General features: G+C 36.5%; 11 protein-coding genes. All 11 read right to left on the bottom strand.

What is annotated here, in order from left to right:
- Window positions 1-133: 133 nt before the first annotated feature.
- The gene (locus NH286_RS09895) at window positions 134-361 is read right to left on the bottom strand and encodes a DUF951 domain-containing protein (protein WP_265238616.1); all 228 of its coding nucleotides are present in this window, start codon (window positions 359-361) and stop codon (window positions 134-136) included.
- The gene (locus tag NH286_RS09890) at window positions 348-1217 is read right to left on the bottom strand and encodes a mechanosensitive ion channel family protein (protein WP_265238614.1); all 870 of its coding nucleotides are present in this window, start codon (window positions 1215-1217) and stop codon (window positions 348-350) included. Before NH286_RS09890 ends, NH286_RS09895 begins: the two co-directional genes overlap by 14 nt.
- The gene (locus tag NH286_RS09885; protein ID WP_265238612.1) at window positions 1198-1722 is read right to left on the bottom strand and encodes a GDSL-type esterase/lipase family protein; all 525 of its coding nucleotides are present in this window, start codon (window positions 1720-1722) and stop codon (window positions 1198-1200) included. Before NH286_RS09885 ends, NH286_RS09890 begins: the two co-directional genes overlap by 20 nt.
- Window positions 1722-3713 carry an alpha-amylase family glycosyl hydrolase gene (locus NH286_RS09880; protein ID WP_265238610.1) on the bottom strand — a complete coding sequence of 664 codons (1992 nt, stop codon included), beginning with the start codon at window positions 3711-3713 and terminating at the stop codon, window positions 1722-1724. Before NH286_RS09880 ends, NH286_RS09885 begins: the two co-directional genes overlap by 1 nt.
- Window positions 3714-3724: 11 nt before the next feature.
- The gene (fusA, locus tag NH286_RS09875) at window positions 3725-5785 is read right to left on the bottom strand and encodes an elongation factor G (RefSeq protein ID WP_265238608.1); all 2061 of its coding nucleotides are present in this window, start codon (window positions 5783-5785) and stop codon (window positions 3725-3727) included.
- Window positions 5786-6000: 215 nt separating this feature from the next.
- Window positions 6001-6390, bottom strand: a complete 390-nt coding sequence (locus NH286_RS09870) for a PH domain-containing protein (protein ID WP_106461051.1) — start codon at window positions 6388-6390, stop codon at window positions 6001-6003.
- Between the two features lie 153 nt (window positions 6391-6543).
- Window positions 6544-6900 (bottom strand): DUF956 family protein, encoded by a 357-nt coding sequence (locus tag NH286_RS09865; RefSeq protein ID WP_265238605.1) that lies wholly within the window; start codon window positions 6898-6900, stop codon window positions 6544-6546.
- Between the two features lies 1 nt (window position 6901).
- A complete protein-coding gene (locus NH286_RS09860) occupies window positions 6902-7840 on the bottom strand; it encodes a PTS system mannose/fructose/sorbose family transporter subunit IID (protein ID WP_106461053.1) in 939 nt (312 codons plus the stop codon).
- A gap of 9 nt (window positions 7841-7849) precedes the next feature.
- Window positions 7850-8668 (bottom strand): PTS mannose/fructose/sorbose transporter subunit IIC, encoded by an 819-nt coding sequence (locus tag NH286_RS09855; RefSeq protein WP_106461054.1) that lies wholly within the window; start codon window positions 8666-8668, stop codon window positions 7850-7852.
- A gap of 8 nt (window positions 8669-8676) precedes the next feature.
- Window positions 8677-9681: a PTS sugar transporter subunit IIB gene (locus NH286_RS09850; RefSeq protein ID WP_265238603.1), complete on the bottom strand. Its 1005-nt coding sequence runs from the start codon at window positions 9679-9681 to the stop codon at window positions 8677-8679.
- A 197-nt stretch (window positions 9682-9878) separates the two neighbouring features.
- Window positions 9879-10868: a Gfo/Idh/MocA family protein gene (locus tag NH286_RS09845; RefSeq protein WP_265238601.1), complete on the bottom strand. Its 990-nt coding sequence runs from the start codon at window positions 10866-10868 to the stop codon at window positions 9879-9881.
- Between the last annotated feature and the right edge of the window lie 328 nt (window positions 10869-11196).

The following is an 11196-nucleotide window of genomic DNA, read 5'->3' as shown; positions in this document are numbered from 1 at the left end:
AACTAGTGTAAGATTAGTTAATGATGATGTATTACTATTTTGTTTCATAAATACATTGTATCAGAAAAAGACGAGGATGTTTAATTTCCTCGTCTTTTTCTATGTTAGGACTTTTGCAACAGCCCCTACTTAATTAATCTTCTTCTGGTTCATAGTTTACTATTGATACCATTTTTCCATTCTTATCTTTTATTTTTCTGATTCTTTTATCAAATTCCAATCTTTTCATCCATATTATTTTATCACAGCCTGTACATCTTAGCTTGATGTCTGCTCCTACTCTTTCGATTTGCCAGAGGTTTTCTCCACATGGATGGCCCTTTTTTAGGGTTATTATGTCATCTACTTTATATTTTTTCATTTGTTTCGCACCCCACTAAGCTTGCTTTTATCCCTCTTTTTTCCATCTCTAATTTTATTAGCTCCCTTGCTTTTCTTGCTATAGCCCATTGGCTCCCTGCTTTGACTTCCGCTAGCATTCTTACTTTATATGAGAATTCATCGAAGCTGTTTATTTCAAAAAAGCTAAAGTCTTTTATAAAGTCTTTTTTATATTCGCTATTTTTTAGTTCTTTAGATACTTTTTCTATTATGTCTTTCGCTTCTTTTAGGTCCGTGTCATAGGATAATCTGAAGGATACGTCTGATTTAGCTGGCCCTCTGTTGAAGTTTTGAACTTTTTCTATTTGGGAGTTTGGGATTATGTGGATTGACCCGTTGAAATCTCTTATTTTTGTGGTTCTTAAGTTTTGCTCTTCTACTTCTCCCTCTGCACTTGCTGTCTGTATCCATTCTCCTACTCTTATCTTATCATCTATTATTATAAAGGCTCCTTTTATAAAGTCGCTGATTATAGATTGTGATGCGAAGGCTATGGCTAGACCTCCAACTCCTGCTGTAGCTATGAGTGCTGAGGTATTTATTCCTAGACCATCTAATATTCCTATAAGTACTACAAAAACAACTATTGTTTTTATTATTGAGTAGAGGAGGTTGCCTGCAGTTTTTATTTTCGACTTGTTGGCAATTTTCCCTGACCTTTCACTTTCTATTAGTTTGTCTATTAATTTTCTTGCTATTTTCAGAAAAACTAGCCCTATTAATATCATTATCAGTGTTGATGTTAATTTTAGGACCAACTGATTTTTGACTAATTCTGATATGAATGGTGTTTTTTCTAGAGTATCTGCTATTTGCTCATTTGCTGTTTCTGTCAATTTTTTCTCCTAGGATTTTTTCTATTTCTCTAGCTAGATTTTGATGAAAGTCGCTTGCTAGGTGGATTCCATCTAAGTAATGTCCATCAATTTGGCTTGCCCTTATATAGTAATCCGCCCTATGTGTTTTTTCTTCTAGGGACTTTAATTTCCTATTGACTCCTTCATAGAAGCTGAAGGTTTTTTCTTCTTCTATATAAGGAGGGCTTATTATCATCGTTTTTCTTGCCTGAGATATATTTAGTATACTTTTTAGATTATCTTCTACAAATTTGAGGCTTTTACCATTCATAAAATCATTGGTGCCACCAAATATTATTAGTAGATCTTCTTTTTCTTTTAATTTTTGATATCTCTTGTATCTATTTAACATCTCTTCTGTTGTCGACCCATTTACTCCAAGGTTTTTAATTTCAAAACCCGCCTTTTGTAAAAAGCGGGTGTATGATTTTTCTTCTACTAAGTAGCCTTGGGTAAAAGAATCTCCTAATGCTGTTATTTTCATTATTTGACCTTTTTTAAGACTAGGGCTGTTCTTGATGGTATATATATTTTTATGCCATCATAGTCAGTGCCCGGAAGTTTTTCTGTTGTGTATGTGTAATCGTGACTTATTCTGCCAAAACCACCAAATCTAAATTCGTCTGAGTCCATTAGAACTTTAAATTCTCCTATATCATGGATTGGTAGGTGAAAGGATTCGTAGGAATCTGTTGGGTGGAAATTAAATAGGTAGACTAGGTCTCCATTTCTGAAGGCTATAATTTTTCTATCGTTATCCAGCCATAGCCTATAGCTTGTTTTGCCTAATTGATGGTATTCCTTAACAAATTCTATCATGGCCCTATCAAATTCGTTTAGATATTGGTATTTTAGATAATCTGCATCGGCTAGAGACCACATACGACGTGCGTAATGATAGGAGAAGCCGTTGCCTTCTCTAGGGAAGTCTATCCATTCTGGATGACCAAATTCATTGCCCATGAAGTTTAGGTAACCATCTGTTCCCATTGATATGGTTATCCATCTTATCATCTTGTGGAGGGCTATGGCCCTGTCTATGATTAGATTATGGCTGTCTTTGGACATGGAATCGTACATTTCCTTATCTGCTAGCCTGAAGATGGTGGTTTTTGAACCTACTAGGGCTTGGTCGTGACTTTCTACATAGCCTATTCTTTTTTCATTTGGTCTGTGGGTTGTTAGTTCGTACCACATGTTGGATAGGTTCCAATCGTAGTCATTTTTCTCTAGGGCTTTTTCCCAGAAATCTGGCATTCCCATCGCTAGCCTATAATCAAATCCTATACCGCCCTGGCTTACTGGCAAACACATACCTGGCATACCTGACATATCTTCTGCTATGGTTATGGCCTTCGGCTTGATTTCTCTGATTAATTCGTTGGCCATTTGCAAATAATTTAAGGCATCTATGTCTGTATTCATTGAGAAATATTTGCCATAATTATCAAAAGCTTCTCCCCTGCCGTGATCTCTATAGATCATGGAGGTGACTCCGTCAAACCTAAAACCATCGAAGTGATATTCTTCTAGCCAATATTTAACATTTGATAGAAGGAAGTGATTTACTCCTGCCTTGTGATAATCAAAAAGCTTGGAATCCCAGTCTGGATGGTTACCTTCTCCGCCTGCATGGAAAAATTGATAGTCGGTGCCGTCAAATTCATTGATACCTTCAGCTGTGTTTTTGACTGAGTGGGAATGAACTAGGTCCATTATTACATTAAGACCCATTTGGTGGGCTGTGTTTATCAAACTCTTTAGGTCGTTATTTTCCCCATACCAGGAAGATGGTGCAAAGAAATTTGATACTTGATAGCCAAATGATCCATAATATGGGTGTTCGGCTATAGCCATAAGTTGAACCGTGTCATAGCCCGCCTTTTGTATTCTTGGCAAGATATATTTTTCAAATTCTTTGTAGGATGATACCTTGCCTTCTTCACCTGCCATTCCTATGTGGGCTTCATAAATTAGTGGATTGTCCTTTTTTATTTCAAAATCTTGGTCCGTCCACTCAAATTCTTTCCTTGGATTTTCTAGAACCATAGCATAGTCAAAGTCTTCATTTCTTTCGACCCTTCTTGCATAAAGTGGTATTCTTTCTGATAATCTACCATTTGCATCTACTAGGACTTTTATCCTTGATTTGTGTGGGATTGTCCTGATTCCTTCGACAAAGATTTCCCAATCTTCGTCATTTATTTTATGGAGAGGATGGGAGTGCTTATCCCATCCATTAAAATCTCCTATTAGATAAAGACCGTCAGCATTTGGAGCCCATTCTCTATATATCCAGCCTCCTTTTACCTTGTGGAAGCCGTAATAATTGTGGGCATTGGCAAAATCTTTAAGTGATTTGCCATCTGCTAAAAACCTATTTTTTTGCTCTTGTAATCGATCCATCCTTAGATTAATATCATTTTCATAATCACTCAAATAAGGGTCAATATCGAGTATTTCCCATCTTGCCATAGTATTTCCTCTTAGTCTTTCTTGTAATTTTCTATTACTTTTTGGGTTATTTCTTTTGGAACCTCTTCATATCTTACAAAGTCCATTGAGAAGCTTCCTCTTGCTGATGTTTGGCTTCTTAGGTCTATTGCGTAGGTTAGAACTTCTGAAAGCGGTGCTTCTGCTTTGATTATTTGGCTACCATCTTCTTGTGGTTCCATGCCTAAGATTCTACCACGTCTCTTATTCATATCTCCCATTACATCACCCATGTTAGCGTCTTGAACATTGATTTCAAGAGCCATTACAGGTTCTAATAAGATTGGGTCTGCTTCTTCTATACCTTTTTTGAAGGCTATTCTTGCTGCTGTTTTGAAGGCTTGTTCGTTAGAATCTACTGGGTGATAAGAACCGTCATAAAGGGTTGCCTTTACGCCTGTTACCTTAAAGCCTGCTAATGGGCCTTCTAGTAGAGATTCCTCTAGACCTTTTTCTACAGCTGGGAAGTAGTTTTTAGGAACTGCTCCACCGAATACTTCTTCATCAAAGACAAAGTCTTCTTCTGTTGGTTCAAATCTGATAAATACATCACCATATTGGCCTGCACCACCGGATTGTTTTTTGTGTTTACCTTGAACATCTGATTTGCCCTTGATTGTTTCTCTATAAGGGATTCTATATTCTACTATTTCTGTATTTACAGAGTAATTATCTTTTAGCTTATCCATTATTACTTCAAGCTGAACATTGCCAAGACCTGATAGGACTTGTTGACTTGTTTCTCTATTCATCTCGTTGTTAAAGCTTGGATCTTCTTCAGCTAGTTTTTGTAGGGCTTCAGAAATCTTATCTTCATCAGCACGGCTTACAGCCTTTATTGCGTAAAATAGGACTGGTTTTGGATATTTAACTTGTTTATAAAGGATTTTGTTTTCTTTAGAGCAAAGTGTATCGCCAGTAGAAGTTGCTTCAAGTTTAGCAAAGGCTCCTATATCACCAGCTACGACCTTATCTGTTTTAATTTGTTCATTTCCTCTTAGGTAGAAGAGTGAAGCTATCTTTTCATCTCTATCTTTACTTGCATTATAAAGCTTGTCATCTCTTGAAATTGAACCTGATAGAACCTTAAAGATTGAAATCTTTCCTAAGAATGGGTCTGCAAGGGTCTTAAATACTACTGCAGAGAATGGCGCATCTTCTTTTGCTTCAAAAGCCTCATAGCCATCTGCTACCCTAAAACCTATATTAGCCGCTTCATCATCGATTGCTGGCATGTATTTAATTATGCAGTCAAGTAGGCTTGTTAGACCTATCATTTTTTCTGTAGAACCTGCTATAAGTGGAACTACCTTACCATTTAGTATTGCCTTTGATAGACCTTCTCTAATTTCTGCTTCTGAGAATTCTTCGCCTTCGAAGAATTTTTCCATTAGAGCGTCATCACTTTCAGCTACAGCTTCTATGACTTGGTTGTAAACTTCTTCAACTTCTGCCATTCTTATTTCTGGAATTTCTGCTTCAGCCTTTTCATCATTGTGATAGGTGTAGGCTTTTTTATCCATGACATCTATGATGCCCTCATATTCTTCACCTTCGCCAAGCATTAGGGTTAGAGGAATGATGTTTTTACCAAATTCTATATGAAGATCACTTACAACCTTATTAAAATTAGCGTTTTCCTTATCAAGTTTGTTTACAAAAATAATGGAAGGTAAATTAATTTTTTGAGTATATTTCCAATATTTTTCTGTACCAACTTCTATGCCCTTTTCACCATCTATTACAAAGAGAGCTGATTCTGCTGCCCTTAGAGCCTGCAATACTTCACCCTCAAAGTCAAAAAATCCTGGAGAATCTATGAAATTTAATTTATAATCGTTGTATTCTATCGGAATAATTGATGTTTGTAGGGAAATATTTCTCTTTTTCTCTTGTTTTTCGTAGTCTGAAACTGTATTTCCAGATTCTACTTTTCCCTTTTTATCGATAACACCAGTTTTAAATAAAAGGGATTCAGTAAGTGAAGTTTTACCGGCTCCCGAATGCCCTACCAAGGCGAGATTCCTGATCTTAGATGTATTATAGTTTTTCATATATTGCTCCTTCTTGGACTTGTTGTTAATTTTATGTCCATTTTTATTTTTATACTATAATTATATAATAACTTCTAATAAATTTCTACCCCTTTGAGAAAATGTTTTCACTTTATTGATAAAAAAAGCCCCACAGCCTTAGAGCTACAAAAGGGATTTTAGAATTTATTTTAAAATAAATTCTTAATGGGTACACAATTTGTACTCACTAGTTCTTAAAGTACATATGAGCTTATAACCTTTGAGATGCTAACTATATCAACGCTAGTTTTAAAGTCAAACGAAAGAGACTTGCCATCATTAAATGCAAGGAAAAGCTCACTATCAATGTCCAAAACACCTGCAGTTTCAACACCAAAATATTGAATCTTTGAATAAGGATAAGAAATATAAGCTCTTTTTTTGCCGGTAATTCCTTGAACATTGACGACAAGAATCCTCTTATTAGAAAAAACAACCTGATCTCTAATTGTCTCAAAGGCAGATATGATTTCCTCGCCATCAACAAAAAAATCTAAAAGCTCACTTCTTACCTTAGATGAGTCAATCTCTTTTAAGTTAAAAGTGTTAGAATCTCCCCAAAGACCTGTACTAATTGTTGCCATAATATCTCCTTAAATATATCTTTTAGATATATATACCCGTTTTTATCTTGCTTACTTGTTTTGTATATAAATACTTATTATCTATTGCATAGAAAAAGTAGATGAGTTTGTGCTTTTCATCTACTTTATCCTCAGTCTAAGCCCGATTAGGACCTATCTTTTAAATATTTTCTTTAAATAATCCATGACTGTAAGGGATTTTCTTAATTTATCATCCGGCAAATACTTATTTATAGCCCTTAAGACTTTTTTGTTGTCTTTGGTGTTGAAGATAAAATCGCCGTTTGCCTTGGTGTGAATGGCAAATCTGGTTATTTTCTTATCAAGTATTACCGATGCTGTTATGAGCTTTATTTCCTTATAGGGAATTTGTATATAATCTCTTACATCTCTTTCGTTATAATATTCTATAGCCTTATTACCTATAAGGAGGTCCCCCCTGCTGAGGAGACCTCCCAATAGATTAGCCTTTATCTTAAGATCGACTTTTGAATTTTGGCTTTGAATCATCTTACATTATTCTAAAGAATTTAGCTATTACACCGATTACAAATAGGGCTAAGATTATTGTAATTGGAGAAACATTTTTCTTTAGTAATTTACAAATACCTAGGGTTAGTAGAAGTGGTACTAGACCAGGTATTAGTGAGTCCAAGTTTTGTTGTAAAGTTGTGACTTTTACTGGATCTAGGGCTGTTGGTCCTATTGCTGAAAATTGTTTAAGGGCCGCTTGGATTCCTTCAGCTCCTGCTGGTAGGGCTGCCCAGTCAATGTATGAACCTGGTTGTTGTTGAACAGCTGATACATCTAGGGCAAATTTGATTGATACCCATCTTTGTACTAGGGCACCTACTATAAACATACCTAAAATTGATGCCATGGTTGTAATCCTACCAAGGACACCGCCTGAAAGGTCTTTTGTTATTTCATTACCAGCCTTATAGCCTAGCTCTTGGGTTTGCCATTCAAATATCATTCTTAGGGCATTCCAAAGAATAAAGAATAAAAGTGGACCTAAAGGAGAACCTGTTAGGGCAAGAGATGCACCAAGGGCACCTATGATTGGTCTAAAGGTAAACCAGAATACTGGATCTCCTACACCTGCAAGAGGTCCCATCATACCTACCTTAACACCGTTTATTGCCGCATCTTCGATTGGTGTACCATTAGCTCTTTCTTCTTCCATAGCTAGGGTTACACCCATTACTGGGCTTGATACGTATGGGTGGGTATTATAAAATTCTAGGTGACGCTTAAGGGCATCAGCTTGGTCTTTTTTATCTTTGTAAAGTTCTTTGATGGCAGGAATTATAGAGAAAGCCCAACCACCATTTTGCATTCTTTCATAGTTCCAAGATCCTTGTAGGAATTGGTGTCTCCACCAAACCTTAACACGAGCAGATCTTGAAAGACTTATTTTTTTCTCATTATTTATTGTTTTATCAGTCATAGCTTCTCCTTAATAATCATTGATTATATCGCCAAGTGGGTCACCGCTTCCGGCATTACCACTTCCACTATTAGATGTAGCTAGTTGTTTTAGGGTCATGTATACTACTGCTAGTACGCAACCTATAACACCTAGAGCAATTAGGGTTAGGTTTGGAATTGCAGCAAGTACAAAACCTAGGGCAAAGAATGGCCAAGTTTCTTTTGTACTCATCATATTGATAACCATAGCATAACCTACAGCTGCTACCATGCCGCCGCCTACTGCCATACCACCTGTTAGCCATTCTGGCATCCTATTAAGAGCTTCTGTTACAGCTGCTGGTGGGATAAAGCATAGTGCTAGAGCTGGGACAAGGATACGAAGACCTTGCATAGCTACTGCTATCCATGAAAGGGTTTCAATTTTGCCAAAGTCAGCATTTTCTGCTGCAGCATCCATACCGTGAACTAATGGAATAGCTAGAGTTCTGGCAAGCATTGTAAGGAATAAACCTGCTACTGATAGAGGAATAGCAAGGGTTATAGAAGTGTTAATAGCTGTAGTTGGATCAGCTGTTCCACCTTCTAGGGCTAAAACCATGATAATAGCTGAAGCAACTGATGCTAAAGCCGCATCTGGAGCAACCGCAGCACCGATATTTGCCCAACCTAGGGCAATCATTTGAAGTGAACCGCCAAGTATAATACCTTCTCTAAGATGGCCTGTTACAAGACCTATAAGGGTACAAGCAACAAGTGGTTGGTGGAATTGGAATTGGTCCAAAATACCTTCACAACCAGCTAGGAAAGCTACTAGGCCGATTAAAATAATATTAAAAATACTCATAATTTCTCCTACATATTTAATTCGCTTTTAGCTTTTTTGATAATAGATTCGTAATTTTCTGGGCTGTCAGCTGGTACTTTTCTTACATCGTACTTAACACCCATTGACTTAATCTTCTCAAGAGTTTCAACATCGTCCTTGTCCATGGCAAGTACATTTGTAACAACAACTTTGCCCTTAGAGTGAGCCATAGATCCGATATTTACAGTATCAAGCTTACCACCCATTTCCAAGAATTCTAAAACCTCTTGAGGTTTTTCAAATAGAAGCAAGGCACGAGTAGCCCCAAATCTTGGGTCATCTTGAATCTCTTTCATCTTCTTGATAGGGACAACGTGAGCGTGAACTCCTGGAGGAGCAGCCTCCATAATCATTTGCTTACGAAGAGCATCGTGAGCAACATTGTCAGATACAACAATAATCCTGTCAGGCCTTATAGCCTTAGTCCAGTTACTTGCAACTTGACCATGTAAAAGCCTAGTATCAATTCTTGCAACAGGTATATCGATTTCTCCTGTACCAAGAACAGTACCCTCAGGAATAGTTCCACCTACCATCTTCTTTTCAACTTCGCTATCAGTCTTAGCTTCAGCCTCAACTACCTTTTCAACAGGATTTAGGCTATCAGGCTTAGCCTTGATGCCCTCCTTAGCAGATGTAATGATTGTAGTTGCAATCTTATGAGCAGATTCTTCAGTAAATCTCTCGCTAAGAGCCTCTATAACCATTGGAAGGTTAAGACCTGCGACAATAGCCCACTTATCTTCGTGTCCATCAAGAACAGCAGAAGATTGGTTAAATGGGGTACCTCCCCAAAGGTCGCATAGGAACAAAACTTCATCGCAATCGAGTTTTTCGATAGCAGCTTCTAGATTTGCCCTAAAGTCATCTGGCCCCATAGAAGGTTTAAGAACAACCGCTTCAAACTTATCTTGATTTCCAAAAATCATTTGAGCAGATTCCTTAATACCCTCAGCAAAGGCCCCGTGGCTTGCTAGGATAATTCCTACCATAATAACTCCTTTCTTGTATAAAATACAAATATTTTGATTTATTAAACAGTTATAAAAACTGATTTAATCCTAAATCACCGATTCCAAAACTTAAAACCTCTAGAACCTTTTAAAATACACATAATATCTTAAATCTGTCCAATAAACCTTATGTTAATTATAACATAATTCATTTAAATTAAACAAATTTTTAACAACTAATTCTCATCAGATGGGAAAAATATGCCCGCCTCAATCCTAGCTTGATTTATAGCTTCGACAGTTGCCAAAGTTAAATCAGCAAGGTCATTTGCCTTTTTGTAATTCCTGTCTTTTATAATTTTATCAAAGTCAATCCATTCATAGTAAAGTCTAGACTTAGTCCCATCAAGTTCTAAAAGCTCATCATCCTGACCCTTAATAGAAATAACAGCTGTGTCAAAAGAATTTAAGGCATCCTTAATAGTAATAGTTCCATGTTCTCCTTGGATAGTATTTAAAAATTCTGCAGAAGAATCCTTAGCCCCTATACAAACAGCCTTAAAATCTCCATAATCCATAACCATGACTCCAGAAGTATCGATAGAATTTTCAATATTTGGAAAATATTTCACATCCTCTGGCACGCCAAAAAGATTAATCACATAATCAATATTATAAACATTGAGATCCATAAGGGCTCCACCAGCATGACCAAGGCTAAAGGCTGGGGCAATCTCCCCCTTCTTAAAGGCATCATACCTAGATGAATATTGGGAATAATTAAAAGAAACAATCTTAAGCTTACCCAAATCCTTTATCCTCTCCTTAACAGCAAGAGCATTTGGATTAAAACGGTTACTCATAGCTTCAAGGACGATTAGATTTTTCTTTTCAGCCTTCCTAAAAATCTTAAGGGCCTGGTTGATATCAGCAGTAAAAGGCTTCTCACAAATAATATCCTTACCATAATCAAGGGCCTTATCCATAACCTCATAGTGGAGATTATTAGGAAGAGCTACATAAACAACCTCAACCTCATCATCAGCTAGAAGCTTCTCATAATCAGTGTAATATTTATGAATTTCATATCTTCGGCATAAATCTTTGAGTTTTTCCTCACTACGGCTAGTAGCCGCAATAGCAAGAAGATCAATACCATCTATATCATTTAAAAAAGTGAGTTGTTCCTGGACAATTTTCCCAGCCCCAATAATTCCTAATTTCATAAAAATCCTTTCATTAAGTATCGTTATATTAATACCCAAAAAAGCTAGACTTTTATACAATATAAAATTATTTTAGGGGCTTGCCCCTAAAACCCCTACTTTATTATCCAAGACAATATTATTATGAGGTTTAATTCTTCGTTATTTTATCTTTTATTAAATGATTATTATTTACTATTGAATCTCCGTCTCAAGGGGAGGCCCAAGGGACCTTCCGCATGGTCTGTAGGACTCCCCAAAAGTTGTAGCTAGAAAAGAGGCTGCAATGAAAAAATATAGTTTAGAATTAAAGAAAAAAGTAATAAAAGAATACGAAGAAGGCGAAATA

The organism is Anaerococcus sp. NML200574 (assembly GCF_026131665.1).
GTDB lineage: Bacteria > Bacillota > Clostridia > Tissierellales > Peptoniphilaceae > Anaerococcus > Anaerococcus kampingae.
The sequence above is the reverse complement of the archived record's forward strand: the minus strand, read 5'-3'. Positions and strand labels throughout refer to the sequence as shown.

Bases quoted from the DNA above. Each gene is read 5' to 3' on its own strand.
- NH286_RS09895 (WP_265238616.1), bottom strand. From the start codon at position 361: ATGAAAAAATATAAAGTAGATGACATAATAACCCTAAAAAAGGGCCAT.
- NH286_RS09885 (WP_265238612.1), bottom strand. From the start codon at position 1,722: ATGAAAATAACAGCATTAGGAGATTCTTTTACCCAAGGCTACTTAGTA.
- NH286_RS09880 (WP_265238610.1), bottom strand. From the start codon at position 3,713: ATGGCAAGATGGGAAATACTCGATATTGACCCTTATTTGAGTGATTAT.
- fusA (WP_265238608.1), bottom strand. From the start codon at position 5,785: ATGAAAAACTATAATACATCTAAGATCAGGAATCTCGCCTTGGTAGGG.
- NH286_RS09870 (WP_106461051.1), bottom strand. From the start codon at position 6,390: ATGGCAACAATTAGTACAGGTCTTTGGGGAGATTCTAACACTTTTAAC.
- NH286_RS09865 (WP_265238605.1), bottom strand. From the start codon at position 6,900: ATGATTCAAAGCCAAAATTCAAAAGTCGATCTTAAGATAAAGGCTAAT.
- NH286_RS09860 (WP_106461053.1), bottom strand. From the start codon at position 7,840: ATGACTGATAAAACAATAAATAATGAGAAAAAAATAAGTCTTTCAAGA.
- NH286_RS09855 (WP_106461054.1), bottom strand. From the start codon at position 8,668: ATGAGTATTTTTAATATTATTTTAATCGGCCTAGTAGCTTTCCTAGCT.
- NH286_RS09850 (WP_265238603.1), bottom strand. From the start codon at position 9,681: ATGGTAGGAATTATCCTAGCAAGCCACGGGGCCTTTGCTGAGGGTATT.
- NH286_RS09845 (WP_265238601.1), bottom strand. From the start codon at position 10,868: ATGAAATTAGGAATTATTGGGGCTGGGAAAATTGTCCAGGAACAACTC.